Source organism: Rhizobium sp. CNPSo 3670 (assembly GCF_057784555.1).
This window is the reverse complement of record NZ_JBXSOL010000009.1, coordinates 13,730-39,984: the sequence shown is the minus strand read 5'-3', so window position 1 is coordinate 39,984 and position 26,255 is coordinate 13,730. Positions and strand designations below refer to the sequence as shown.

Annotated in this window: 22 protein-coding genes and 1 pseudogene; 14 read left to right on the top strand and 9 right to left on the bottom strand. The window is 61.9% G+C overall.

The features are described 5' to 3' along the window. The first annotated feature begins 2 nt into the window (after positions 1-2). Positions 3-1,262 (top strand): HAMP domain-containing sensor histidine kinase, encoded by a 1,260-nt coding sequence (locus AC13QO_RS11360; protein ID WP_085780856.1) that lies wholly within the window; start codon positions 3-5, stop codon positions 1,260-1,262. 100 nt (positions 1,263-1,362) lie between these two features. Then, positions 1,363-2,814, top strand: coding sequence for an efflux transporter outer membrane subunit (locus AC13QO_RS11355; RefSeq protein WP_488540683.1), 1,452 nt, complete (start codon positions 1,363-1,365; stop codon positions 2,812-2,814). A gap of 18 nt (positions 2,815-2,832) precedes the next feature. On the opposite strand, the gene AC13QO_RS11350 is transcribed toward AC13QO_RS11355, so the two are convergent. From AC13QO_RS11350 to AC13QO_RS11330, 5 genes are read right to left on the bottom strand one after another with little or no spacing between them, the layout of a single operon-like run. Next, complete coding sequence (locus tag AC13QO_RS11350) at positions 2,833-3,669, bottom strand: HpcH/HpaI aldolase/citrate lyase family protein (RefSeq protein WP_488540682.1); 837 nt, start codon at positions 3,667-3,669, stop codon at positions 2,833-2,835. Next, the gene (locus AC13QO_RS11345) at positions 3,666-4,118 is read right to left on the bottom strand and encodes a MaoC family dehydratase (RefSeq protein WP_285193888.1); all 453 of its coding nucleotides are present in this window, start codon (positions 4,116-4,118) and stop codon (positions 3,666-3,668) included. The genes AC13QO_RS11350 and AC13QO_RS11345 overlap by 4 nt, the downstream gene beginning before the upstream one ends. Next, complete coding sequence (locus AC13QO_RS11340) at positions 4,118-5,983, bottom strand: acetyl/propionyl/methylcrotonyl-CoA carboxylase subunit alpha (protein ID WP_488540681.1); 1,866 nt, start codon at positions 5,981-5,983, stop codon at positions 4,118-4,120. The genes AC13QO_RS11345 and AC13QO_RS11340 overlap by 1 nt, the downstream gene beginning before the upstream one ends. A 7-nt stretch (positions 5,984-5,990) precedes the next feature. Then, complete coding sequence (locus AC13QO_RS11335; protein WP_488540680.1) at positions 5,991-7,601, bottom strand: carboxyl transferase domain-containing protein; 1,611 nt, start codon at positions 7,599-7,601, stop codon at positions 5,991-5,993. Continuing rightward, positions 7,598-8,743, bottom strand: a complete 1,146-nt coding sequence (locus AC13QO_RS11330) for an isovaleryl-CoA dehydrogenase (RefSeq protein WP_285193885.1) — start codon at positions 8,741-8,743, stop codon at positions 7,598-7,600. Before AC13QO_RS11330 ends, AC13QO_RS11335 begins: the two co-directional genes overlap by 4 nt. 137 nt (positions 8,744-8,880) lie before the next feature. On the opposite strand from AC13QO_RS11330, the gene AC13QO_RS11325 reads away from it, so the two are divergent. Beyond that, the gene (locus tag AC13QO_RS11325; protein WP_285193884.1) at positions 8,881-9,141 is read left to right on the top strand and encodes a type II toxin-antitoxin system Phd/YefM family antitoxin; all 261 of its coding nucleotides are present in this window, start codon (positions 8,881-8,883) and stop codon (positions 9,139-9,141) included. Then, positions 9,131-9,551, top strand: a pseudogene (locus AC13QO_RS11320) (hypothetical protein). The gene AC13QO_RS11325 and the pseudogene AC13QO_RS11320 overlap by 11 nt, the downstream one beginning before the upstream one ends. On the opposite strand, the gene AC13QO_RS11315 reads toward AC13QO_RS11320, so the two are convergent. Next, on the bottom strand, positions 9,548-10,609 hold the full coding sequence (locus AC13QO_RS11315) for an AraC family transcriptional regulator (RefSeq protein ID WP_488540679.1): 1,062 nt from the start codon (positions 10,607-10,609) through the stop codon (positions 9,548-9,550). The pseudogene AC13QO_RS11320 and the gene AC13QO_RS11315 sit on opposite strands and share 4 nt — an antisense overlap. 83 nt (positions 10,610-10,692) lie before the next feature. Between AC13QO_RS11315 and AC13QO_RS11310 the strand changes: the two genes are divergently transcribed. From AC13QO_RS11310 to AC13QO_RS11270, 9 genes are all read left to right on the top strand, one after another. Beyond that, complete coding sequence (locus tag AC13QO_RS11310) at positions 10,693-11,460, top strand: SDR family NAD(P)-dependent oxidoreductase (protein WP_488540678.1); 768 nt, start codon at positions 10,693-10,695, stop codon at positions 11,458-11,460. Positions 11,461-11,482: 22 nt separating this feature from the next. Beyond that, positions 11,483-12,670 carry an acetyl-CoA C-acyltransferase gene (locus AC13QO_RS11305; protein WP_285193881.1) on the top strand — a complete coding sequence of 396 codons (1,188 nt, stop codon included), beginning with the start codon at positions 11,483-11,485 and terminating at the stop codon, positions 12,668-12,670. A 13-nt stretch (positions 12,671-12,683) separates the two neighbouring features. After that, positions 12,684-13,811: an acyl-CoA dehydrogenase family protein gene (locus tag AC13QO_RS11300; protein WP_488540677.1), complete on the top strand. Its 1,128-nt coding sequence runs from the start codon at positions 12,684-12,686 to the stop codon at positions 13,809-13,811. A 64-nt stretch (positions 13,812-13,875) separates the two neighbouring features. Further along, entirely contained in the window at positions 13,876-15,108 is a 1,233-nt protein-coding gene (locus AC13QO_RS11295; RefSeq protein WP_488540676.1) for a thiamine pyrophosphate-dependent enzyme, read from the top strand. Between the two features lies 1 nt (position 15,109). After that, positions 15,110-16,123 carry an alpha-ketoacid dehydrogenase subunit beta gene (locus tag AC13QO_RS11290; protein WP_488540675.1) on the top strand — a complete coding sequence of 338 codons (1,014 nt, stop codon included), beginning with the start codon at positions 15,110-15,112 and terminating at the stop codon, positions 16,121-16,123. A gap of 3 nt (positions 16,124-16,126) precedes the next feature. Next, positions 16,127-17,356, top strand: a complete 1,230-nt coding sequence (locus AC13QO_RS11285; protein WP_488540674.1) for a dihydrolipoamide acetyltransferase family protein — start codon at positions 16,127-16,129, stop codon at positions 17,354-17,356. Between the two features lie 3 nt (positions 17,357-17,359). Next, positions 17,360-18,757 (top strand): dihydrolipoyl dehydrogenase, encoded by a 1,398-nt coding sequence (gene lpdA / locus AC13QO_RS11280; RefSeq protein ID WP_285193876.1) that lies wholly within the window; start codon positions 17,360-17,362, stop codon positions 18,755-18,757. A gap of 287 nt (positions 18,758-19,044) precedes the next feature. Continuing rightward, complete coding sequence (locus AC13QO_RS11275; protein WP_285193875.1) at positions 19,045-19,299, top strand: type II toxin-antitoxin system ParD family antitoxin; 255 nt, start codon at positions 19,045-19,047, stop codon at positions 19,297-19,299. Beyond that, positions 19,299-19,592 (top strand): type II toxin-antitoxin system RelE/ParE family toxin, encoded by a 294-nt coding sequence (locus AC13QO_RS11270; protein ID WP_285193874.1) that lies wholly within the window; start codon positions 19,299-19,301, stop codon positions 19,590-19,592. Before AC13QO_RS11275 ends, AC13QO_RS11270 begins: the two co-directional genes overlap by 1 nt. Before the next feature lie 261 nt (positions 19,593-19,853). On the opposite strand, the gene AC13QO_RS11265 is transcribed toward AC13QO_RS11270, so the two are convergent. Together AC13QO_RS11265 and AC13QO_RS11260 are read right to left on the bottom strand one after the other, a co-directional pair. Then, positions 19,854-20,615, bottom strand: a complete 762-nt coding sequence (locus tag AC13QO_RS11265) for a slipin family protein (RefSeq protein WP_285193873.1) — start codon at positions 20,613-20,615, stop codon at positions 19,854-19,856. Positions 20,616-20,644: 29 nt separating this feature from the next. Next, the gene (locus AC13QO_RS11260; protein ID WP_488540673.1) at positions 20,645-22,048 is read right to left on the bottom strand and encodes an NfeD family protein; all 1,404 of its coding nucleotides are present in this window, start codon (positions 22,046-22,048) and stop codon (positions 20,645-20,647) included. Between the two features lie 124 nt (positions 22,049-22,172). On the opposite strand from AC13QO_RS11260, the gene AC13QO_RS11255 reads away from it, so the two are divergent. Further along, the gene (locus AC13QO_RS11255) at positions 22,173-24,578 is read left to right on the top strand and encodes an EAL domain-containing protein (RefSeq protein ID WP_488540672.1); all 2,406 of its coding nucleotides are present in this window, start codon (positions 22,173-22,175) and stop codon (positions 24,576-24,578) included. Between the two features lie 213 nt (positions 24,579-24,791). On the opposite strand, the gene AC13QO_RS11250 is transcribed toward AC13QO_RS11255, so the two are convergent. Next, the gene (locus tag AC13QO_RS11250) at positions 24,792-26,084 is read right to left on the bottom strand and encodes a mechanosensitive ion channel family protein (RefSeq protein ID WP_488540671.1); all 1,293 of its coding nucleotides are present in this window, start codon (positions 26,082-26,084) and stop codon (positions 24,792-24,794) included. Positions 26,085-26,255 lie beyond the last annotated feature (171 nt).

Genomic DNA, 26,255 nt, shown 5'->3' with positions numbered 1-26,255 from the left:
CCATGCCCCGGCTTTTCTGGAAGTTCTTCGCGATCATCTGGCTGACGCTGACCACGACCCTCGGCGTGATCATCCTGCTCGTAAACCTTCTCCAAGGCGTTCCTTTTGCGCGGGAACTGGAACAGGAGCGACGGTCGATCGCGTTGAACCTAACCGCAAATGTGCTTGCGAGGGACGGCGAGGAAGCGGCAGCATATTTCGTGCGTTCAAGTGAAGAGACGCTGCCGCACGGTCTGACCATCTCCAAAACCGCAAAACCCGATGCCTGTTCGGATCCGAAGGCGGCTGATACGCGATCCGTTCTGAAGGAGGGGATCTGCTATCGGATATTCCTGCCAGCCCCTCCCACTTTCACCTTCGAAAATTTTGGCCCGTTTATGCCGTGGCTCACGATCCTGATCTCCAGCACGATATCCGCCTGGGCACTGGCACGATACCTCATCCGCCCCGTGGTGCATTTGCGCGATGGCTTGAGCGCGCTTGCGCATGGCCGCTTCGACTTCCGCATCGGCGAAAAGATGGCCGGCCGGAAGGACGAGGTGACAGCGCTTGCCCATGACTTCGATTCGAGCGCCGCACGGCTTCAGGAACTTCAGGACGCGCAGCAGAGGTTGTTTCACGACGTTTCTCATGAACTGCGTTCGCCTTTGTCCCGGCTGCAGGCCGCCGTCGGCGTGCTCCGGCAAAGCCCGGCCAAACTCGGCGCCATGCTGGATCGCATGGACCGGGAGGTCGAACGGGTCGACGTGCTGGTGGGCGAGGTCCTGACCCTTGCCAGGCTGACGGCAGGATCCGGCCTGCCGCTGAAGACGCAGACCGTCGATGTCATCGAGTTGTTGAACGAAATCCTCGGTGATGCGGCCTTCGAAGCCCAGGCACGGGAGGTCTCGATCACGACGAGCGTCGAGGGGGTCTTCCGAGCCGAGGTCGAAGGCGAGCTAATCTACCGGGCGCTGGAAAACGTCGTTCGCAACGCGGTCAAATACACGGCCGAGCATTCGTTCATATCCGTGTCCTGCGAGACAGCTGCCGACCGCATCAAGATCTGCGTCACAGATCAGGGGCCAGGCGTAAAAAGGGACGAACTCGAACGGATCTTCCAGCCGTTCTCACGCGGGAAAGAGGCGGTGCCGAGAGGCGGATACGGCCTCGGCCTCGCCATCACCAGGCAGGCTATCGAACGCCATGGCGGGCGTGTGCATGCATCGTTGCCGGAGGCGGGCGGACTGGCGATCACATTGGAGCTTCCCAGAAAGCGCTGATCCCTTCTGCCGGGTTTTACCTAACTTTACAGTTTCTTAACCGCCATTAACGCTGGCGTCGCTAAGCCTGAACCCACGATTCCCGTTCAGAGGCTCCCCCGTGAGTACGTCGCTTCACACAAGATTATCGTCCCTCCGCTACGCCGCATCCGGGTTCACACTGCTGCTCGCAGGCTGCGTCAGCGGCCCGGATCACGTTCCCCCAGAGATGCCGCTTCCCGCGAAATTCGAAGCGGGGGGTAACAAGAGCAACGGCGATGTCGTGACGGTAGAGTGGTGGAGAGCCTATCGCGACAAGAAGCTCGACGGGCTGGTCGCTCACGGCCTCAGCGACAATCTCGATGTGCTGCAGGCGCTCGAGAGCATCAACTCGGCTTCCGCCAACGTGACGGTTGCCGGTGCAGGCGCTCTGCCGAGTCTGAGCGTGGACGCATCGCACACGGTATCAGGCGAAAAGGGGCGGCTGCGCACGACGGTCGGCACCACGAACACGACGGGAGGCGATGTCAGCCTGTCCTGGCTGCTCGACGTCTTCGGCCAGTATCGCCGCTCGAAGGAGAGCGCGATCGCCTCGCTTGGGGCCGCTTATGCGACGGCCGACAATGCGAAGCTCACCTTTCTGAAAGACCTGGTCGAGAGCTATATCGACGCCCGCTACTATCAGGAGCGGATTGCGCTCTCCCAGGCGAGTTTGAAATCCCGCCAGCAGACTTACGAACTCACGCAGCTGCAGCTGAAAGCCGGTGCGGCCTCCCGCCTCGACGTCGTCCGGGCCGAGGGCCTGGTACAGTCGACAAAGGCCGACATTCCCGGCCTTGAACAGAGTTTTACCGAATCGGCCCATCACATTGCTACTCTGCTCGGAATGCCGGCGGCTTCGCTGACGGACGAGCTGCGCAAGAATACAGGTCAGCCGGTGTTCCGCGGCGACATTCGTGCCGGCATTCCGGCCGATCTCATTCGCAATCGTCCCGATATAAGGAAGGCCGAACGCGAGCTTGCGGCAGCTGTGGCCGATATCGGTGCAGCGCAAGCCCAGCTGTACCCGTCAATCTCGCTCTCCGGCTCGATTTCGCCGAGCTGGGTCAAAGCATCGGGCGCCAGCGGCGCCAGCCTCACCAGCTGGTCGTTCGGACCGACGCTCAACCTGCCGATTTTCGACGGCGGCAAGTTGCGGGCCAACGTCGACATCGAGAAATCCGATGCCAGAACGCAATATCTGGCGTGGAATGCGGCGGTGCTGAACGGGGTGGAAGAGGTCGAAAACGCGCTTTCGGCCGTTCGCCACGATACGCAGACGCTGGGGCCGTTGCGCAGACAGGTGCAGACGGCGCAGGAATCGCTGGCGCTTTCGACCACGAGCTACAAGGACGGCGCCTCGTCGCTGCTCGACGTTCTGGACGCGCAGCGGTCGGTCTCAGATGCTCAGGAAAGCCTCGCTGCCACCGTGCAGCAGGTCGCGAAGGATTATGTGGACCTCTATGTCGCCATCGGCGCCGGTTACCTCGAGCCGGAACAGGTCACTTCCGAGCAAACCGCAAAGCCGGGCTGATTCGCTGAGAGGTCGGGCCTATCGGCCTGCGCTTTCCAGAATGCGCAGCGCAAGTTTGAGGTGCGGCAGGTCAAGCATGCGTCCGTCAAGCTGGATGACGCCGGCATCAGGCCTGGCGGCAAAGGCGGCGGCCACCTTCTCGGCCCAGGCGATCTCGGAGGTGTCAGGTGTGAAGGCGTGATTGATCGCTTCGACCTGGCTCGGATGAATGGCCATCATAGCGGAAAAGCCGTCGCGCCGGCCGCGGCCGGCATAGGCCCTGAGACCGTTGAGATCGCGGAAATCGGGATAGACCGTATCGATTGCAGGAACGGCGGCGGCATGGGCTGCGAACAGCGTGAGCGAGCGGGCAAGCTCGTAAGGCGGCGTATAACGACCGTCGGTTCTGCGTGCGGTCGAAGCCCCGATCGCGGCCGGCAGGTCCTCGGCGCCCCAGGTCAGGCCGCAAAGGTTCCCCGAGACGTCGCGGTAGCTGCCGATCTCGAAGATCGCCGACGGCGTTTCTGTCGCGATGGGCAGAATGGGAATGGTGGAGGCGAGAGCGCCTGCGAGCGTCAGCACGGAAGCGGCACCCTCGGCCTTCGGCAGCATGACGGCGAAAGGATGAAGGCCGTTCAGAGAGGCAAGATCGGCTTCGAATTCGGGGGAGGTCAGCGGATTGACGCGGATCAGCAGAGCGGCCTCGCCGGCATGGCGCAGGGTGAATTCGTGCACGGCTTCCCGGGCTCGCGGCTTGTTTGGGGGCGCAACCGAATCTTCCAGATCGAGAATGACAGCATCGGCGCCGGAGGCGAGCGCTTTCTCGAAGCGCTCCGGCCGGTCGCCGGGCACGAAGAGCAGCGAGCGCAGCCTCATGACGGTTTGACCTTCAGCATTGCCGTGCGCAGGCACTGGCAGACGATCTCGTCACGCTGGTTCAACGTGACATGCCGGAAAGTGACGATGCCAGCATCGGGGCGGGAGTTTGAGCGGCGCAGCTCCGTCACCTCGGTTTCCACCCGCAGCGTATCTCCGATGAAGACCGGCTTCGGCATCGTCACCTTGTCATAGCCGAGATTGGCGACGAGCGTGCCGAGCGTAGTGTCGCCGACCGAAAGGCCGACTGTGAGGGCAAAGGTGAAGGTCCCGTTGACGACGATGCGGCCGAATTCCGTTCCGGCGGCGTAGTCGGCATCGAGATGCAGCGGCTGCGGATTGTGGGACAGCGTCGTGAACAGCAGGTTGTCGGTCTCGGTGACCGTGCGGCGGATCTCGTGGGCGATGCGCTCGCCGACTGTCCATTCGTCGAAATAGCGGCCAGCCATCACGCTTGCTCCTTCATTACGGTGACAACAAGCTGGTTTTCCGAAACCCGGACCCCCGTGGAAACCTGTAATTTGCCAACGATGCCGTCGAAGGGCGCGCGCAGCGTATGTTCCATCTTCATTGCTTCGACCGTCAGCAGGCGATCCCCCTTGGCAACAGTGTCGCCTTCGGCGACATCGACCGCTATGACGAGGCCGGGCATGGGCGAAAGAATGGCGCCGTCGCCCGAACCCTGGCTTGCCTCGACTTCGCCCGCATGGGGCAGGCCGATCGTCCAGGCATTCCCGGCGTCGAAAAGCACGGTCTTCGCGTCGACCTCGACGGCATTCGCCTCAAGGCCGGGGCGCACGCGCCCCCAGTGGAGATGGCCGTCGATGCGCACCCGCACGCGGCCGTCGCCTGGCCCGGCGATGCGAAAACCGGTCAGCGCCGACCAGGGATCCACATTCGCGGTCTTCGAAAGTGCGGTGGCCGCTTTGTCGATTGTCGTCACAGCCGGCTCCTCCTCCACAAGGCTTTCACCGTGGCGGTCGAGGAAACCGGTGTCGATCCGGGCGGCGGAGAAATCGGGGTCGGTGGCGACGCGGGCGAGTAGGCCCGCATTGGATCGAACCGGCCAGACCTCGATCTCGGCGCAGGCGGCTGCGAGCTTCGAAAGAGCTGTCTCTCGGGTCGGTCCATGCGCGATGATCTTGGCGATCATCGGATCGTAAAAGGCGGTGATCTCATCGCCCTGTTCGACGCCGCTGTCGATGCGGACGGTCGTGGGGAGTCTGAGATGTTCGAGCCGGCCGGTCGAGGGCAGGTAACCCGCGGCGGGATTTTCGGCATAGAGCCGTGCCTCGAATGCCCAGCCCTTCATGGCGATCTCGTCCTGGCTCTTCGGCAGCGGCTCGCCGGTCGCGACCTTCAGTTGCCAGAGCACCAGATCCTCGCCTGTTATGGCTTCAGTGACGGGATGTTCCACCTGCAGGCGCGTGTTCATCTCCATGAACCAGATACGGTCGGGATGCAGGCCTTGCGAGGCGTCGGCAATGAATTCGATGGTGCCGGCGCCGACGTAATTCACCGCTTTTGCGGCCTTCACCGCCGCATCGCAGATCGCCGCGCGCGTGGCGGCATCGAGCCCCGGAGCAGGGGCTTCCTCGATGACCTTCTGGTGACGGCGCTGCAGCGAGCAATCGCGCTCGAAGAGGTGGACGCAGTTGCCGTGCTGGTCGGCGAAGACCTGCACCTCGATATGACGCGGATTGGCGATATAGCGTTCAAGCAGGACGCGGTCGTCGCCGAAGGCGGCGGCGGCCTCACGGCGGCAGGAGGCGAGAAGTTCGGCGAAATCTTGCGCGCAGTCGACACGTCGCATACCCTTGCCGCCGCCGCCGGCAACCGCCTTGATGAGCACGGGATAACCGATGGCATCGGCCTCGGCCGCGAGCCTGGCTTCGCTCTGGTCCGGCCCGAGATAGCCGGGGGTGACGGGCACGCCTGCCGCCTGCATCAATTCTTTCGCGGCGTCCTTCAGTCCCATCGCCCGGATTGCGGCCGGCGGTGCCCCGACCCAGATGACGCCGGCCTTCTCGACCGCTTCGGCAAATTCGGCATTTTCCGACAGGAAGCCATAACCGGGATGGATCGCGGCCGCGCCGGTTTTGCGGGCGGCCTCCAGGATCCGTGCCTCGGAAAGATAGCTTTCGCGGGCCGGCGGCGGGCCGATGGCGATTGCCTCGTCCGCTTCTCCGACGAAGGGCAGGCCGGCATCGGCTTCGGAATAGACGGCGATCGTACGGATGCCGGCAGTCTTTGCCGTGCGGATGATGCGGCGGGCAATTTCGCCCCGGTTGGCAATGAGAAGGCTTTCCATCATTGCCGCCTCACATCCGAAACAGGCCGAAGCGCGGCCCTTTCGGGATCGGCGCATTCAGGCAGGCGGAAAAGGCAAGGCCCAGCACATCGCGTGTCTGGCGCGGGTCGATGATGCCGTCGTCCCAAAGGCGGGCCGTAGCATAATAGGGATTGCCTTCAGCCTCGTAGCCGGCGCGGATCGGCGCCTTGAAGGCCTCCTCCTCGTGGACAGACCAATTCTCACCGCGCGCCTCCATCGCGTCGCGGCGGATGGTGGCGAGCACGGAGGCGGCCTGTTCGCCGCCCATGACGCTGATGCGGCTGTTCGGCCAGGTGAAGAGGAAGCGCGGGCGATAGGCGCGGCCGCACATGCCGTAATTGCCGGCGCCAAAGCTGCCGCCGATGATGACGGTGACCTTCGGCACGGTCGCTGTCGCTACCGCCGTCACCAGCTTTGCCCCATCCTTGGCGATGCCGCCGGCCTCATAACGGCCGCCGACCATGAAACCGGAGATATTCTGCAGGAACAGCAGCGGCACGCGGCGCTGGCAGGCGAGCTCGATGAAATGCGCACCCTTCAGCGCGCTTTCGGAAAAGAGCACGCCGTTGTTGGCGATGACGGCGACCGGCATGCCCCAGATGCGGGCGAAGCCGCAGACCAGCGTAGAGCCGTAGAGAGGTTTGAACTCATGCAGTTCCGAGCCGTCGACGATCCGGCCGATCACCTCGCGCACGTCATAGGGCGAGCGCACGTCATCGGGAATGAGGCCAAAGAGGTCGTCGGGATCGAGCTTCAGCGACCGCGAAGGCTGGATGTCGATATCGACCGATTTGACGCTGTTGAGGCTGGCGACGATGTCGCGCACCAGAAGCAGCGCATGCTCGTCGTTCTCGGCGACATGATCGACTACGCCGGATCGGCGGCCATGGGTTTCGGCGCCGCCGAGTTCTTCGGCCGAGATGATCTCGCCGGTCGCGGCTTTGACCAGGGGCGGACCCGCGAGGAAGATCGTGCCCTGATTGCGTACGATCACCGTCTCGTCGGACATGGCGGGCACGTAGGCGCCGCCAGCCGTGCAGCTTCCCATGACGCAGGCGATCTGCGGAATGCCTTCGGCCGACATCTGCGCCTGATTGTAGAAGATCGCACCGAAATGATCGCGGTCGGGAAAGACCTCGGCCTGATGCGGAAGATTGGCGCCGCCGCTATCGACGAGGTAGATGCAGGGCAGCCGGTTCTGCAGGGCGATCTCCTGCGCCCTGAGATGTTTCTTCACCGTCATCGGAAAATAGGCGCCGCCCTTCACCGTCGCGTCATTGGCGACGATCATCACCTCGCGGCCGCAAACGCGGCCGATGCCCGATATGATGCCCGCACCGGGCGCCTCGTCGCGATACATGCCGTTCCCCGCCAGCGTGCCGATCTCCAGGAAAGGGCTGCCGGCATCGAGCAGCAGCTGAATGCGGTCGCGCGGCACGAGCTTGCCCTTGGCCGTGTGGCGCTCGCGCGCCGCCTGCGATCCGCCCTCACGCGCTTTCGCCGAACGCTCGTAGAGTTCGTCGATAAGGGCTCGGTTTTTGGCGGTATTGGCTTTGAAGCTTTCGCTATCGCGATCGATCGCAGTGGAAATCACCGTCATGATGCGATGAGCTCCCGCCCGATCAGATAGCGGCGGATCTCGTTGGTGCCGGCGCCGATATCGTAGAGCTTGGCGTCGCGCAAAAAGCGCTCGACCGGCCATTCCTTGGTATAGCCCGCGCCGCCGAGCGCCTGAATTGCCTCCAGCGACACCTTCACGGCATTCTCGCTGGCAAGGAGGATCGCGGCGGCCGCATCGGTGCGTGTTGCGCAGCCGGCATCGCAGGCCCGCGCCACGGAATAGACATAGGCGCGCGCCGAATTCAGCGCGACATACATGTCGGCGATCTTGCCCTGCATCAGCTGGAATTCGCCAATCGCCTTGCCGAATTGTTTGCGCTCGCGCACATAGGGCAGCACCACGTCGAGGCAGGCCTGCATGATGCCGAGCGGGCCGGCGGCGAGCACGGCGCGTTCGTAATCGAGGCCGGACATCAGGATCTTCACGCCTTCTCCCTCCCGGCCCATCAGCGCCTCGGCCGGCACCTCGCAATCCTGAAAGACCAGTTCGGCCGTATCGCTGCCGCGCATGCCGAGCTTGGAGAGCTTCTTAGAGACGCTGAAGCCGGGCAGGGCTTTTTCGATGATGAAGGCGGAAATGCCTTTCGGTCCGGCTGCCGCATCGGTCTTGGCATAGACGACGAGTACGTCGGCATGCGGTGCATTGGTGATCCAGAACTTGGTGCCGTTCAGAATATAGCGGTCGCCTTTTTTCTCGGCCCGCAGCCGCATGGAGACAACATCGGAACCGGAGCCGACCTCCGACATCGCAAGCGAGCCGACATGTTCGCCGGAGATCAGCTTCGGCAGATGGCGGCGTTTCTGCTCCGCCGAGGCCCAGCGGCGGATTTGATTGACGCAGAGATTGGAATGGGCGCCGTAGCTGAGGCCAACTGAAGCCGAGGCGCGCGAGACCTCCTCCATGGCGACAACGTGCTCGAGATAACCGAGACCGGCGCCGCCGAATTCTTCCTCGACGGTGATGCCATGTAGGCCGAGTGCGCCCATCTGAGGCCAGAGCTGGCGCGGAAACGTGTTGCTTTCGTCGATCTCCGCGGCGAGCGGAGCAATATGATCGGCGGCAAATCGCGCCGTCGTTTCGCGGATCGCATCCGCGGTTTCGCCGAGCGAAAAATCAAACATGGCACTCCTCCCGCTGAGATATGTAGCGCGGGTTGCGGCAGGTTCAAAGTGCCCCGAATGAAGCGTATGAGAACTTCATTTTCTTGAAAATATGGAAAACATGGAATATATGGAAATCGAACAGGAGACGCCATTCGATGCGACAGTTTACGACAGGTGATCTCAACAAACAGGTCGGGGACGTCACCGATGCCGCGAGCCGCGAGCCGGTCGTTCTCACTCGTCACAACAAGCCGCGTTTCGTGCTGATGAGCTATGAGCACTTTGAACGCATGCGCAGTGGCACAGATCCACGCCGCGCGCATAGCACCTCGCAGATGCCGGACGAGCATGGCGAATTTTTTGGCGCGGCGATTGAGCGATTGTCACAGGGCGAAGGCTACGACCATGAGCCGTGAGTTTCGTCCTGGCGAGCTGAATAACCTATCCCTATCTCTGGGCATGGCAGCAGCAACGTGGCGAGACCGAGGGACGAAAACAGCGGCCCGTCTGTGTCGTGATTGCAATCCGCAGTGCCAGTGATGGAAATACACACCTCGTCCTGCTGGCAATTACCACGCCGCCGCCACAGGCGGGCAGGACCGCCTTAAAAATTCCCGATATCGAGCGGCGACGGGCCGGTCTTGGAGATCTCAAACAGAGCTGGATCGTCGTTGACGAATACAATCACGATATCGTCGAGCACTCCTGGTACATTGAGCCTCATCAAGCGGTCCTCGGTCGCTTCAGCAAATCCTTTGTGATGAAGATTGCCGCTATGTTCTCGAAAGCGCGAAGTCAGTCGGGTCGGGTTAAGCGGTTCGACTAACCTACGTTGAGTTCCCCGGCTTCCTCTCGACGGAAGGCCTCGGGACTCTTGCCCATCCATTTGCGGAAGGCGCGAAAGAAGGCGCTCGGTTCGGAATAGCCGAGCTGGACGGCAATCTCGCCGATTGTTTTCGAGGTGTTCAGCAGCAATTCGACGGCGAGATCCCGGCGGATGTCGTCCTTGATGGCGGCATAACTCTGCCCCTCGTCGTGCAGGCGATGGCGCAACGTCGAAGGGCGCATGCGCATATCGGCGGCGAGTTCGGCGAAGCTTCGCCACGCGGCCGGTGTCGCCTGGTTCAAGCGCCGGCGGACGGCGGCGGCGATGCCGGCGTCGTAGCGGTAGCGCACGAGAATATTGGCGGGCGCGCCGCGCAGGAACTGTTTCAATGCCTGCTCGCTGCGCGAAATCGGCAGGTCGAGCAGAGCGCTGTCGAAGCCGAGGCGGCTGATCGGTTGCGAGAAGCGCACAGGCGCGCCGAAGAACAGCCGGTAGTCGGCGCCCTGTTTCGGCTCGGCGCAGCGGAAATCGACAAGCCGGATCGGGATGCGTCGGCCGACCAGCCAACAGGTGATGCCGTGCAGGATGATCCAGTAGGTGCGGTAGGCGAAGGCCGAGCGCGTGTCGCCCTTGTCCCTGAGCTCGATCTCGGCAAGGCCGTCGCGGATAACGAGCCGCCCTCTGGGATCTTCGAGCACGACGTCGAGGAAACGCAGCGCCCGGCGCAGCGCGTGCCCCAGCGTCGGCGCGTGCAGCACGCAATGGCAAAGCAGCGTGAAACTGCCGCTGCGCATCGGTCGGCCGCTCATGCCGAAGAATTCGTCGTCGAGCTCGGCGGCGATTGCCAGCCAGAGCGCGCCATAGGTTTCGGCCGACACCGGCTGGTCGACCGCCGATAGACCCACGCGTGCGAGGATCGGCGCTGTCGGCTTGCCGAGCCGCCGTAGGCTGTCGAGCGCCTCCTCGATGAAACCCGGCGCGATCATCCGTCGCTCGATCTCGGCCATCCCATCCCCGCTATGGCAAAACTGGCCGAAATAATGGAGCAGTTCTGTCATCGCTTGCAATAGGGGGAATGAATAGAATCGTGGGTGTCGGTGGCGCTCGGAGGAGGACGCGGCCGACAGGGAGGAACAGATTCATGCTGATCCGTGGAGCAAGTTTCATCGTGACCGGAGGCGGTTCCGGGCTCGGTGCCGCGACAGCGCGCATGCTCGTCGAGGCCGGCGGGCGCGTGATGATTGCCGATCTCAATGTCGAGGCGGGAGTGGGGATGGCTCGGGAATTCGGCAGAGACGCCCGCTTCGTCGAGGCTGACGTGACCGACGGCGAGGCGGGAGCTGCGGTGGTCGCCGCGGCGCTCGAAGCCTTCGGCAGCCTGCGCGGGCTGGTCAATTGCGCTGGCGTGGCGCCGGCCGAAAAGGTGGTCGGCCGCGATGGGCCGCACCGCCTGGAGAGTTTCGTACGCACCATCAGCATCAATCTGATCGGCACGTTCAACATGATCCGGCTTGCCGCGGCCGCGATCCAGAACGTGGAACCGGATGGTGAAGGCGAGCGCGGCGTGATCGTCAATACGGCTTCGGTCGCCGCCTTCGACGGCCAGATCGGCCAGGCCGCCTATGCCGCCTCCAAGGGCGGAGTGGCGGCGATGACCTTGCCGATCGCCCGCGAGCTCGCCCGTCACGGCATCCGCGTCGTTTCGATTGCGCCCGGCATCTTCGAGACGCCGATGATCGCAGGCATGCCGGCCGAGGTTCAGGCAGCACTCGGCCAGAGCATGCCTTTTCCGCCGCGGCTCGGCCGGCCGGCGGAATTTGCTGCGCTGGTGCGCCATATCTTTGAAAACAACATGCTGAACGGCGAGGTCATCCGCCTCGACGGGGCATTGCGAATGGGCGCGCGTTAAGCGTGATGCCCGAGGAGGAAAGATGGCATTGCAGGATCCCATCGTCATCGTCGGTGCGGCGCGCACGCCCATCGGCAGCTTTCAAGGCGAACTGAAGGACGCGACCGCACCCGAGCTTGGAGCGGCGGCGATCGGTGCGGCGCTCCAGCGCAGCGGGGTTGAGGCCGAGGCGATCGAGGAGGTCGTCTTCGGCTGCGTGTTGCCTGCGGGGCAAGGGCAGGCGCCGGCCCGGCAAGCGGCGATCCACGCCGGGCTGCCCTTTGCGGCCGGCGCCAGCACCGTCAACAAGATGTGTGGCTCGGGCATGAAGGCTGTCATGATGGCGCACGACCTGATCGCCGCCGGCAGTGCTTCTGTGGCAGTCGCGGGTGGCATGGAAAGCATGACGAATGCGCCCTATCTCCTCGACAGGGCCCGTGGTGGCTACAGGCTCGGCCATGGGCGTGTCGTGGATCATATGTTTCTCGACGGGCTGGAGGATGCGTATGACAAAGGGCGCTTGATGGGCAGCTTCGCGGAGGATTGCGCCGAAGTCTATCAGTTCACGCGCGAAGCGCAGGATAATTACGCCATCGCCTCTCTGACGCGGGCGCAGAAGGCGATCGCGGAAGGTTGTTTCGACGACGAGATCGTGCCGGTCACGGTAAAATCAGGGAAAGCCGAGCAGGTGGCGAGCCGCGACGAGCAGCCGGGCCGGGCGAAGCTCGACAAGATTACGACGCTGAAGCCCGCCTTCCGAGAAGGCGGCACGGTGACCGCTGCCAATTCCAGCTCGATCTCCGATGGCGCGGCAGCGCTCGTGCTGATGCGCCGCTCCGAGGCCGAGCGTCGCGGCCTTGCCCCGCTCGCCACCATCCTCGGCCATGCCACCCATTCGCAGGCGCCCAATCTTTTCGCCACCGCGCCGATCGGCGCGCTGCAGAAGCTTTCCGACCGGACCGGCCTGGCGCTTTCGGATGTTGACCTCTTCGAGATCAACGAGGCTTTCGCCGTCGTCGCCATGGCGGCGATGCGCGATCTCGACCTGCCGCATGAAAAGGTGAACGTGCATGGCGGCGCCTGCGCGCTCGGCCATCCGATCGGCGCATCGGGCGCCCGCATTCTGGTGACCCTGCTTTCAGCATTGGAGCTTTACGATCTGAAGCGCGGCATGGCCGCGCTCTGCATCGGCGGCGGCGAGGCGACGGCCGTTGCCATCGAGCGGCACTAGGGGAGGCAAGCCGATGATCCTTTCCGACCTTCAGCAGCAGATATCAGATCTCGCCCGCGACTTTGCCCGCGACCGGCTGGCGCCGGGAGCGGCCAGGCGCGACCGGGAGCATCTCTTCCCGCGTGAGGAGCTTAAAGAGATGGGCGAACTCGGGCTGCTCGGCATGCTGGTGCCCGAAGCCTATGGCGGCTCGGATACGGGCGTCGTCGCCTATGCCGCGGCACTCGAGGAGATTGCCGCCGGCGATGGACCCTGTTCGACGATCATGAGCGTACACAGTTCCGTCGGCTGCGTGCCGATCCTGAAATTCGGCACCGAGGAGCAGCGGCAGCGTTTCCTGCCGAAGCTTGCGACCGGCGAATGGATCGGCGGCTTTGCGCTCACCGAGCCGCAGGCGGGTTCCGATGCCTCGAACCTGAAGACTCGCGCCCAGCGTGACGGCGATCACTACGTGGTCGACGGCGCCAAGCAGTTCATCACCTCGGGAAAGAACGGCAATATCATCATCGTCTTTGCCGTCACCGATCCCGATGCCGGCAAGAAGGGCATCACCGCCTTCATCGTGCCGACAGACACGCCGGGTTACGAGGTGATCCGTGTTGAGGAAAAGCTCGGGCTGCATTCCACCGATACCTGCCAGATCGCCTTCAATGCGATGCGCATCCCTGCGGATTTGCGGCTGGGTGCGGAAGGCGAAGGCTATCGCATCGCACTTGCAAATCTCGAGGGCGGGCGGATCGGCATTGCCGCACAGGCCGTCGGCATGGCGCGGGCGGCTTTCGAGGCGGCGCGCGACTATGCCAGTGAGCGCACCGCCTTCGGCAAGCCAATTTTCGAGCACCAGGCCGTCGCGTTCCGTCTTGCCGATATGGCGGTGCGGATCGAGGCGGCGCGCCAGCTCGTCTTTCACGCCGCCGCCCTCAGGGAAGCCGGGTCGCCCTGCCTGTCGGAAGCCTCGATGGCGAAGCTCTTTGCCTCGGAGATGGCCGAACGCGTCTGCTCGGACGCGATCCAGATCCATGGTGGCTACGGCTACATGGCCAATTATCCGGTTGAGCGCATCTACCGGGACGTGCGCATCTGCCAGATCTATGAGGGGACGAGCGACGTGCAGCGCATGGTGATCGCCCGCAATCTATGAGAACCACATCCGGCCCTGCTTCCGGGGAGGGGAGCACGGCCGGCACAGGGAGGAAAGAAAAAATATGGTGGATTCCGCTCGTTTGAGCCTGCACGTCCCCGAACCTGCCGTCCGCCCGGGCGGCCAGCCCGATTTTTCCAACGTCAAGATCGCCAAGGCCGGTTCCGTGCCGCGGCCGGAGGTCGATGTCGCATCCGAGGATATGCGCGATCTCGCCTATTCGATCATCCGCGTCTTGAACCGTGATGGCGAGGCGGTTGGTCCCTGGGCCGGGTCGCTCACCGACGAGGAGCTGCTGACCGGGCTTCGCAACATGATGAAGCTGCGCGCCTTCGACGCCCGCATGCTGATGGCGCAGCGTCAGGGCAAGACCTCCTTCTACATGCAGCATCTCGGCGAAGAGGCCGTCAGCTGCGCCTTCCGCAAGGCGCTCAACAAAGGCGACATGAATTTTCCGACCTATCGGCAGGCAGGCCTGCTGATTGCCGACGACTATCCGATGGTCGAGATGATGAACCAGATCTACTCGAACGAGAGCGACCCGCTGCACGGCCGGCAGCTGCCGATCATGTATTCCTCCAAGGAACACGGCTTTTTCACCATCTCGGGTAATCTCGCCACCCAATATGTGCAGGCCGTCGGCTGGGCGATGGCTTCAGCGATCAAGAACGACAGCCGCATTGCCGCGGCCTGGATCGGCGACGGATCGACGGCGGAATCGGATTTCCATTCGGCGCTTGTTTTCGCCTCGACCTACAAGGCCCCTGTGATCCTCAACATCGTCAACAATCAGTGGGCGATCTCCACCTTCCAGGGCATTGCCCGCGGCGGTTCCGGCACCTTCGCCGCCCGCGGCCTCGGCTTTGGCATTCCGGCGCTGCGGGTCGACGGCAACGACTATCTCGCCGTCCATGCGGTCGCCCGCTGGGCGGCCGAACGCGCGCGGCGCAATCTCGGGCCGACGCTGATCGAACATGTCACCTACCGCGTCGGCGCGCATTCGACCTCCGACGATCCGAGCGCCTATCGGCCAAAGACGGAATCGGAAGCCTGGCCGCTCGGCGACCCCGTGCTGCGGCTGAAGAAACATCTGATCGTCAAGGGCGTATGGTCGGAGGAGCGGCATGTGCAGGCGGAAGCCGAAATCATGGACGAGGTGATCGAGGCGCAGCGCCAGGCGGAGACGCACGGCACGCTGCATGCCGGCGGCAAGCCTTCGGTGCGCGATATTTTCGAGGGGGTCTATGCCGAGATGCCGGCGCATATCCGGCGTCAGCGGCAGAAGGCAGGATACTGACATGGCCAGGATGACGATGATCGAGGCGGTGCGCAGCGCCATGGACGTGTCGATGGCGAAGGACGACAATGTCGTGATCTTCGGCGAGGATGTCGGCTATTTCGGCGGTGTCTTCCGCTGCACCCAGGGCCTGCAGGCAAAATACGGCAGGACGCGCTGCTTCGATACGCCGATCAGCGAATCCGGCATCGTGGGCACAGCGATCGGCATGGCGGCCTACGGGCTGAAGCCATGCGTCGAGATCCAATTCGCCGATTACATGTATCCGGCCTATGACCAGCTGACACAGGAGGCGGCGCGCATCCGCTATCGCTCGAACGGCGATTTCACCTGCCCGATCGTCGTGCGTATGCCGACAGGCGGCGGCATCTTCGGCGGCCAGACGCACAGCCAGAGCCCGGAGGCGCTCTTCACCCATGTCTGCGGGCTGAAGGTGATCGTGCCGTCCAATCCCTACGACGCCAAGGGCCTGCTGATCGCGGCGATCGAGGATCCCGATCCGGTGATGTTCCTCGAGCCGAAGCGGCTCTATAACGGCCCTTTCGACGGCCATCACGAGCGGCCGGTGACGCCCTGGTCGAAACACGATCTCGGCGAGGTGCCCGACGGCCATTACACGATCCCGATCGGCAAGGCCGAGGTGCGGCGCGTGGGTTCGGCGGTAACAGTAGTCGCCTATGGCACTATGGTGCATGTGGCGCTCGCTGCGGCCGAAGACACGGGCATCGATGCCGAGGTGATCGATTTGAGAAGCCTGCTGCCGCTCGATCTCGATACGATCGTCAAATCAGTCACTAAGACCGGGCGCTGCGTCGTCGTGCATGAGGCGACCTTGACGTCGGGCTTCGGCGCCGAGGTCGTGGCGCTGGTGCAGGAACATTGCTTCTTTCATCTCGAAGCGCCTGTTGTGCGCGTCGCCGGCTGGGATACGCCCTATCCGCATGCGCAGGAGTGGGACTATTTCCCGGGTCCCGGCCGGGTCGGGCGGGCGCTTGCCGAAGTCATGGAGGCCTGAGCCATGGGCGAATTCATCATCAAGATGCCCGATGTCGGGGAAGGGGTGGCCGAGGCTGAACTTGTCGAATGGCACGTGAAGACCGGAGATCCGGTCCGCGAGGACATGGTGATCGCCGCCGTGATGACCGACAAGGCGACCGTCGAAATTCCCTCTCCGGTCAACGGCACCGTCATCTGGCTCGCCGGTGGGGTCGGAGACCGGATCGCGGTCAAGGCGCCACTGGTGCGGATCGAGACGGCTGGAGACGCCGTCGAGACTCCGCCCGTGCGGATTTCGCAGGCGCCGATTGCAGAGACGACGAAAGTCGAGATCGCCAAGCCTGCTCCCGTAGCGCCGGCTCCTGCCGTGCCGCCCGTCGAGAAGCCGCTTGCGGCTCCCTCCGTGCGGCTCTTTGCCAGGGAAAGCGGCGTCGATCTGAGGCAGGTGCCGGGAACAGGACCGGCCGGGCGCATCCTGCGCGAGGATATCGAGCAGTTCCTGGCCCAGGGCACCGCTCCCGCGGCGGCAAAGAACGGTCTCGCCAGGAAGACGGCTACCGAGGAGATCAAGCTCACCGGACTGCGGCGGCGCATCGCCGAAAAGATGGTGCTTTCCACCTCGCGCATTCCCCACATCACCTATGTGGAGGAAGTGGACATGACGGCGCTGGAGGAACTGCGCGCCACCATGAACGGTGACCGCAGGGCAGGTCATCCGAAGCTGACGGTTCTGCCGTTCCTCATGCGGGCGCTGGTCAAAGCCATTGCCGAGCAGCCGGAGGTCAACGCCACCTTCGACGACGATGCCGGCATTATCACGCGTTATAGCGCCGTCCACATCGGCATCGCCACGCAGACGCCGGCCGGCCTGACCGTGCCTGTCGTGCGGCATGCGGAAGCGCGCGGCATCTGGGATTGCGCCGCCGAGATGGCCCGGCTGGCGGATGCGGCGCGTTCGGGCACGGCGACGCGCGATGAGCTTTCCGGCTCCACCATCACCATCAGCTCGCTCGGTGCGCTTGGCGGCATCGTCTCGACGCCTGTGATCAATCACCCCGAGGTGGCGATCATCGGCGTCAACAAGATCGCTACGCGACCGGCCTGGGACGGCACGCAGTTCGTGCCGCGCAAGATGATGAACCTCTCTTCGAGTTTCGATCATCGCATCATCGACGGCTGGGATGCGGCGACCTTCGTCCAGCGCATCCGCACGCTCCTCGAAACGCCGGCGCTCATTTTCATCGAAGGCTGAGCCATGAAAGAAATTGTCTGCAAGCTCCTCGTCATCGGCGCCGGCCCGGGCGGCTATGTCTGTGCCATCCGCGCCGGACAGCTCGGCATCGATACCGTCATCGTCGAAGCTGGCAAGCCGGGCGGCACCTGTCTGACGGTCGGCTGCATTCCCTCAAAAGCGCTGATCCATGCAGCCGAAGAATTCGACGCCATGCAAAAAATGCTGGCCGGCAAGAACCCGATGGGCATCCGAGTCGAAGGCGCATCGATCGATCTCGCAAGGACGATCGCCTGGAAGGACGGCATTGTCGGCCGGCTAACAGGCGGCGTCCAGGGGCTCTTACAGAAGGCGCGGGTCAAGATCGTCCATGGCCGCGCCCGTTTCCGTGACGGCAAGACGGTGGAGGTGGAGACCGAAACCGGCCAGCAAATCATCCGCGCCGAGACCGTAGTGATCGCCACCGGTTCCGATCCGGTGGAGCTTGCCGATCTGCCTTTCGGCGGCCGGGTCATTTCCTCGACAGAGGCGCTGTCGCTGACGGAATTGCCGAAAGAGCTCGTCGTGGTCGGCGGCGGTTATATCGGGCTGGAACTCGGAATGGCCTTTTCGAAGATGGGCTCGGAGGTGAGCGTCGTCGAGGCAACGCCGCAGGTACTGCCGCTCTATGATGCAGAATTGGTGCGTCCCGTCATGCGCAAGCTGACCGAGAGCGGCATCCGGGTACTGACGGGTGCAAAGGCGATGGGTCTTGCCGATAATGGCGAGGCATTGATCGTTGAAACGTCGGACAGCCGGCGTGAGACACTGCCGGCGGATCGCATCCTTGTCACTGTCGGCCGCCGCCCGCGAACGGCGGGCTCCGGCCTCGAAGAACTCGATCTCGACCGCGCCGGTCCGTATCTGAGGATCGACGATCAATGCCGCACCTCGATGCGCGGCATCTATGCGATCGGCGACGTGACCGGCGAGCCGATGCTGGCGCATCGGGCGATGGCGCAAGGGGAGATGGTGGCAGAAATTATTGCAGGCAAGAAGCGGGGCTGGGACAAAAGATGCATTCCCGCCATCTGCTTTACCGATCCTGAGATCGTCAGCGTCGGCCTGTCGCCGGCGGAGGCGCGCGCGCAAGGATATGAGATCCGCACCGCCCAATTTCCGTTCAGCGCCAACGGGCGGGCGATGACGATGGTCTCTGAGGAAGGTTTCGTGCGCGTGGTGGCCCGCGCCGACACCAATCTCGTCCTCGGCCTGCAGGCGGTGGGAGCCGGAGTCTCCGAGCTTTCGGCAGCTTTTGCGCTGGCGATCGAGATGGGAGCACGCCTGGAAGACATCGCCGGCACCATCCACGCCCATCCGACCCGCAGCGAAGCGTTCATGGAGGCAGCGCTGAAAGCGTTGGGAAACGCTTTGCACATCTGAGCCGAATGGACCCGGATCACGCATGACGTCTGCCGGTTCGGATCCCATCAACGGAGACCGGAATAAGGCCGTGCCGATGCCGAAAAGCTTTGCCCACAAGGGCAAGAGCCCGACCTGTCGCAATAGGATCAGCGTCACACGGACATTGATCGACAGGCCGACTACCCCCTGAAGCGCTGACTTCGTCATCGCGTAGGCGGCAACCCCCGGATATGACATAGATCGCCGTTCGTGGAGCCGATTGACAAACTTAGTCCAGCTAACCTACTCGCACCATGGAGGCTCGAATGGCTACGATGAACGTATCTCTTCCGGACCCGATGAAAGATTGGGTTGAGGCACAAGCAAAGAGCGGGCGATATTCCAATGCCAGTGACTATGTGCGCGACCTGATCCGGAGGGACCAAATTCACGGTGACAAGGTTGCCGCCATGCAACGGTTCGTTGATGACGGTTTTAAAAGCGGTAGTGGCAGCCGCTCAAAGGACGAACTCTTTGCCGCGGCAGTGGCACGTGCAGAAACAACGCGCGACAGTAGATAATGCGCTTTGACCTTTTAGTCGAAGCGGAAGAGGACATCATTGCGATTGCCGAACAAGGAGTGCGCATGTTCGGAGCCGCACAGGCTAGGCAGTATCATGACGAGTCGTTTACCGTGCTTGATCTGATTGCGGCCAATCCGCGAATGGCGCGTGAGCGAGAAGAGATTTCGCCGCCAGTCAGAGTTCATCCGTTCAAAGCCCATCTCATTGTCTACCGCATCGAGGAGCACGGAACTATATTCGTGATCCGAATACGCCATGGACATGAAGACTGGGCCAGCGATCCCGCTTAGGCCTGGCTGAGTGAATGAACAAGCACAGTTGCATGGGGCAATAGGCCCCGGGAATATCGTCAGCAAAGCCTGTTAAGAGAACGCCGAGCGATCCCGAAGGACGGCTGAAACCCACGCGACAATCGCCGCGGGTGCATGTGATCCCTGGCTACGCCCTCCGGAGTCTCACTCACGCAACCACGGCCGACTGTTTCTCTGGGGCGTGGCCTCATTTTGGCGGACACAGAAGCTGGATCAATCACCAACGTCAGTGCCGTTCGATCACTTCGGCTTAATGGCCATTAGATTGCCCAACTCCATCGGGAAGGGGAATAAAATCGTCGAAGTCTTCTCGCTGGCGATGACGTTCAAAGTGCTCAAGTAACGAAGTTGCATCGCCTCCGGCTGTTTGGCCAGAATTTCCGCCGCTTCCAGTAGCTTCGCTGCAGCTTGCTGTTCGCCCTCGGCATTGATAACCTTTGCGCGGCGTTCGCGTTCAGCTTCCGCTTGGCGAGCAATCGCGCGTATCATCGACTCGTTGATGTCCACATGTTTGATCTCGACAGTGGCTACTTTAATTCCCCAAGCGTCCGTCTGAGAGTCAAGGATTTCCTGAATATCGGAGTTGAGCCTGTCACGTTCTGCCAGCATTTCATCGAGGTCATGCTTGCCGAGCACGGAGCGCAACGTCGTCTGAGCAAGCTGGCTTGTTGCCATCATGAAATCCTCGACCTGTATCGTCGACTTTTCGGGGTCAATGACCCTGAAGTAGATCACCGCGCTGACACGAACCGAGACATTGTCATGTGAGATGACGTCCTGGCTAGGGACATCGAGTACGCGCGTGCGCAAGTCGACCCGGATCATCTGCTGGACATAGGGGATGAGCAGAATCAAGCCGGGTCCTTTGACTCCGGTAAAGCGGCCAAGTGTGAACACGACGCCGCGTTCATATTCCCTCAGGATCTTAACCGCGGATGCGAGGATGGCGACCGCAATGACAGTGGCCACCAAATAGAAGACAAGATCTGCAAACATATCCATGACTTCTCCTCCTGCGTCCTTGAGCGCCGCTAGGTGTTCTCAGGGCGGCTGGCGACCTCGAGCGCCAGCCCATTGCGGCCCGTCACCCTGACAGGGTCACCAGCAACAAGCGGTTCGGCGGAAACTGCCTTCCAGCGTTCGCCATGCGCGATGACGTACCCCGTGAGCCCCGTCCAGCTCTCAACTTTTCCGGAAATGCCAATCATCTCCTCTGCACCGGTGGCTACCTGGCGCATTCGCGAGGTGAATGCCAGGCGGGCAACGACAAGGCTAAAGGCAAGAGTCGCAAATGCAATTGCTCCCAGTAAGGGGCGCGACACTTGCAGGCCGGGTATGTCGGTATCAAACAAGATGGTGGCTCCGAGGATCACGGCTACCCCGCCGCCGATGCCCAAAGCGCCGAAACTTGGCGAATGCGCCTCAGCCACAGTCAATCCCACGCCGAGGAAAATAAGCCCAAGGGCGGCAAAACTTACCGGCAGCAATGCCAGGGCATAGAGACCAAGGAGGAGGCAGATGCCGCCGATCGTGCCAGGAAGCATTGTCCCGGGTGCAAGAAATTCGAAGATCAGGCCATAGATACCGACCATCATCAGGATGATTGCGATGTTCGGATCGGTAATGACGGAAAGCAGGCGCGTTCGCCAGTCAGGCTCGAATTCCTGCACGGCCAAACCGGCGGTATCGAGCCGGACCTCCGTTTGACCGACCCGCACCATGCGGCCCTGTGCCTTTGCAAGGAGATCGTTGACATCAACTGCCGTGAAATCGATGGCATGTTCGCGCACTGCCGCTGTGGATGAAAGGCTTGCAGCTTCGCGGACAGCAAGCTCTGCCCAGTCGGCGTTGCGATTGCGCAATTCCGCCAGTCCACGGATGTAAGCGACTGCGTCGTTAACGGCTTTTGCTTCGTGGGCATTGCCTGGAGCTACCGGCTGCTTGCCACCAGGTTCGCTCGGCTTCTTTTCGGGTTCCTCATCACCGCCAAAAGGCTTCACGCCGAGCGCGATTGGTGTCGCCGCACCCAAATTGGTGCCAGGGGCCATCACCGCAATGTGGCTTGCGTAGAGAATATAGGTGCCGGCGCTGGCAGCCCGTGCCCCGCTTGGCGCGACGAAACTCGCGACAGGCACCGGCGAGGCAAGGATCGCGCGGATGATTTCCCGCATGGAGGTGTCAAGGCCGCCTGGTGTATCCATTTGCAGGACGATCAAGACCGCTTCACGTTCGCCAGCACGCTGAATGCCTCGAACCACGTAGTCAGCTATAGCAGGCCCAATGGCGCCATTTACCTTGAGGACGACAGACGCGCGGTCAGACGCCGACGGTACGCCGAAGCCCCAAGCTGAAAGCAGCAAAAACAACAAAGTGAAGATTGGCGGTTGCCATCGCCAACACCTCAATCCCCGCGTGCCAATCGGCGGAACGTACATAGTATTTAATGTATGTCGGAAATTACAAAGTAAAAGACGAAGGCGTCAAAGGCTTAATGTTCAAGCCGTCTTACGCGCTCGTAAAGGCGAAGTTGGCTAAGCGCGTTACACGGATGCGAGCCGCGTGGCCCATGTTTTTTTGAAGGTCGCTCGCGGCCAGCGTCTTACGACCAAACTAATGTCGGCCGCTTCAATATTTGGCAATCAGATCGTGCCATTCTATCGTCAGCGGTTAGTTCTTCCGCTTCTACGACCCATGAAGGGTTTCACTCCGCGTCATCAAGCGCTGCGAGGAGCTCACGGTCGCATGTCCCTTTCAGAAGATAAGAGATTGAATCTCCTTCACCAGGCCAGCATTCTCGATACGCCGCCGACGGAAGAGTTCGATGCAATCGTGCGGCTGGCTTGCAGCGTCTTCGACATGCCGATGGCGATGGTTTCGTTCGTCGACGGGGATCGGCAGTGGTTCAAGGCCGAGCACGGTCTCTTTTTGAAAGAAGCGCCACGCGAGCATTCCTTCTGCAGCCATATCGTACAAACCAACTCACCGCTCGTCGTCGAAAAGGCCGACAAGGATTCTCGCTTTTCCGGAAATATCTTCGTCAGAGAGCGTTCGGTTCGGTTCTATGCGGGAGTGCCGCTTTCGGAAGGGGAGACCTGCTACGGCAGCTTCTGCGTCCTCGACACGAAGAGCCGCCGCTTCGGCGATCGGGATCTCGAACAGCTCCGCAGTTTGGCAAGCGTCGTCGTCGGCCTTATCCGGGAACATCGTCAGCAAAGCCTGTTGAGAGAACAGCAACGCGAATTGGAATTGAAGCAGGCCCGCTTCGAGCAGACCGAACGCTCTGCCAAGGTCGGCGGCTTCGAGATGGATCTCGAGACCGGCACGATCATTTGGTCGGACCAGATTTACCGCACCGTCGGATTGCCGGTCGGCAAACGCATGACCTCGGAGGAGGTGATCGGCTGTTATGCTCCCGAAGAGCGCGAAAGCGTCAGACGCAGGATCCGCGATGTCCTCGATGGTTCAGCGGCCGGCATCGACAGGGAATATCGCATCATGACGCCAGACGGGGAGGAACGCTGGGTTCGCGTGGTCAGCGATATCGAGCGCTTAAGCGGCAAGCCCAGTCGTCTGTTCGGCATTGTTCAGGATGTTTCCGAAAAAGTGCGTTACGAGCAACGTCTGCTCCAGGCGGCCAACGCCGATCCTCTGACCGGACTTGCCAACCGGGCAGCCTACAATGCTCATATGGAGCGGCTCACAGCGGCCGACGCTCCTTCCATCGGCTTGCTGCTGATCGACGTCGACCGGCTGAAGCAAGTGAACGATATCCTTGGCCATGCGACAGGTGACCTGCTGCTGAAAGGCGTGGCCTCACGTCTGGATGAACGCTTGGGAAAGCGAGGAAAGGTCTTTCGCCTCGGCGGCGATGAGTTCTCCGTCATTCTGGATGCGCCCGCTAGCGTACGCCGCATGGGCTCAATCGCGCGCCATCTGATCGAATATATCGGTCGCCCTCTGGAGGTTGCGGGATCGACGATACATCCGGCGATAACCGTGGGTGGCGCGATTTCGGAGGGCGAGATGGATGCCGCAACACTTTCGCAAAACGCGGACTTCGCTCTCTATCATGCCAAAGAAACGCGGCGCGGCAGCTATGTGCACTACGAGCCCAGCCTGCGTTCGAGGATAGCGCGACGCATTCAGATCATCCGGGAGGTGGAGTCGGCTCTTACCGAACATCGGATGGTGCCGCACTATCAGCCGATCGTTGCCTGTGCCGACGGTCAGGTACGGGCGTTCGAAGCGCTTGTGCGAATGCGGCGTCCGGATGGTTCAATCGTGTCGGCGGCGCAATTTCACGAGGCGTTCACAGACCCAAGCGTTGCCTATCACATTACGACCCGCATGCTCGAGCAGGTCGCGTCCGACATTCGAGGCTGGACCGACCGCGGGCTGGAATTCGGGCGGGTCAGCCTCAACATAAGCGCCTCCGATTTCATGAGGGGCGACTTGGAAACCCGGATCGTTGCCGCCTTTGCGTCAAGAGGTATTCCGCTGGATAAACTTATGCTGGAGGTGACGGAAACGGTCTTCCTGCAGGGCCTGGAAGATGCCGTTGCAACAACCCTGCAACGTCTGCGCAGGAAAGGCCTGACAGTGGCGCTCGATGACTTCGGGACAGGTTATGCATCGCTGACGCATCTGCGAAGTCTGCCGGTCGACATCATCAAAATCGACAAGAGCTTTATTGACACCATGCTCGTGGATGAATCGAGCCTCGCAATCGTCGAACTGGTGCTCAATCTGGCACGGAAACTCGATATGAAGGTCACGGCGGAAGGCGTAGAGAGCCATCGGCAGGCGATGTGTTTGCTGGAAATGGGCTGCACCACGCTGCAGGGCTATTTGTTCGGCAAACCCATGGGCCGCGAACGTGTTGGCGAATACCTGTGCATGCCGAAAACCGGCGTGACGGAAAACGCCGACCGACCGCACGAGGAACTGCGTCGTCTCCTCGGATAGCAGGGGGCGAGGTGCGCCGCTGTCGGCCGCTGCGACAAGGCTCAGGCGGCGGCCGTGGAAAGATCCGGATCGGCGTGATGGCAGGCAGTCAGCAGTCCGGGCGCAGCCGTCCTGTTCGTCAAGGCCGGCTCCTGTTCGGCGCAGATCGATGTCGCCTTCCAGCAACGCGTTCGAAAACGACACCCGCTCGGCGGATCGACGGGGCTTCGCAAATCAGTCCTGTTGTTTGATCTCTATAGGGCTCTTCATGATGATTTCATGATGCGGAAACGGAATAGAGATGCCAGCTTTCTTGAAGGCGTCCCACAGCGCCATGAGGACTTGCCCGCGAACATTTGTAAGCCCGTTCGCTGGATCCGAGATCCAGAAGCGGAGCCGAAAGTCGAGCGACGAAGCGCCAAAGGCGGTCAGCCAGCAGACGGGTGGCTTATATTCGTTTGCGACCCGGGGCACGGTCGATGCTGTCGCAATGGCAATCTTGACGACGTGATGCGGATCGCTGTTATAGGACGTCCCGAAGTCAACGTCGATCCGTACATAATCACTGGAAAACGACCAGTTGACGACCTGCTGCGATATGAAGTCTTCATTTGGAATGAGGTACTCCTTGCCATCGCGGGTGATGACGGAAACAAACCGCGAGCGCAGGTCACGGATCGACCCGAACGTATCGCCAAGGGTGATCGTGTCACCCGGCTTGATTGACTTGTCGATCAAGATGATTATGCCGGAGATGAAGTTCGAGACCACTTTTTGAAGGCCGAAGCCGATTCCGACGCCGACTGCGCCTGAGAAAATGGTCAGCGCGGTAAGGTCGACCCCGGTCGCCGACAAAGCGATGGCTCCAGCGATTATGATCAGGCTGATCTTGATGCATTTGCTGATCAACACCTTGATGGAAGGCGATAAGTCGGCCGAGCGCTGAATCCAGTGGGAAAGCATGTTGCCGATGAGGACGGCCATCCAGATCAAGGCGATCGCCAGCACGAGGGCTTTGAGCACAAGTAGAAGCGACAGTCTCACCGCACCCAAATTAACCGCGAGTCCGTCGAGGGCAGATAGAACCGGGCCGTCAAGACCAACTGCATAAAGAGCGATGTAGCTCCAGCTGCCGATCGCGACGGCGCGTGACAGGGTTGGGTTGCGGATGATCTTGGTCAGGACGGAGATGACGAACCATGCCGCTGCCAGCGTCAGAGCCGTGGACACAAGCCAGCGTTGTGAGGGCCACGCGCTCTTGCTCAGCACAACGTTGGCGAGCCATAACCAAGCGACAAGGAAAAGCCACATCATCCGGCGCATAGGAGCAATGATGACCCGAAGCAGGTCTGGATTACCCTTGATCTGGCGCGCCTTTGCCTCCATCGCAGGCTCTGTGCGTGACGCAAGTAAGGAGGCAAAACCCAAGCCCGCCACGATGATCGCAAGCTGAAAGAACGTCCATTCGTTCAGAATGAAGGTCGTTAGCCACTGCTCGGCGATCTCGGTCATCTGACTGATATTCATGATGATGATCCGACGAATGTCAGCTAGAGAAAGCTAGCGCACGAGTTTAGTTCATTTGGAAGAAACAAGCATCAGCATTCCATTTCGTCGTGCTAAAACAACTCGATGAAACGTGCTCGCGGGTATCGATCAGCTTGCGCGCCTGCGCAGCCATGCGCACGATGAGCTGAA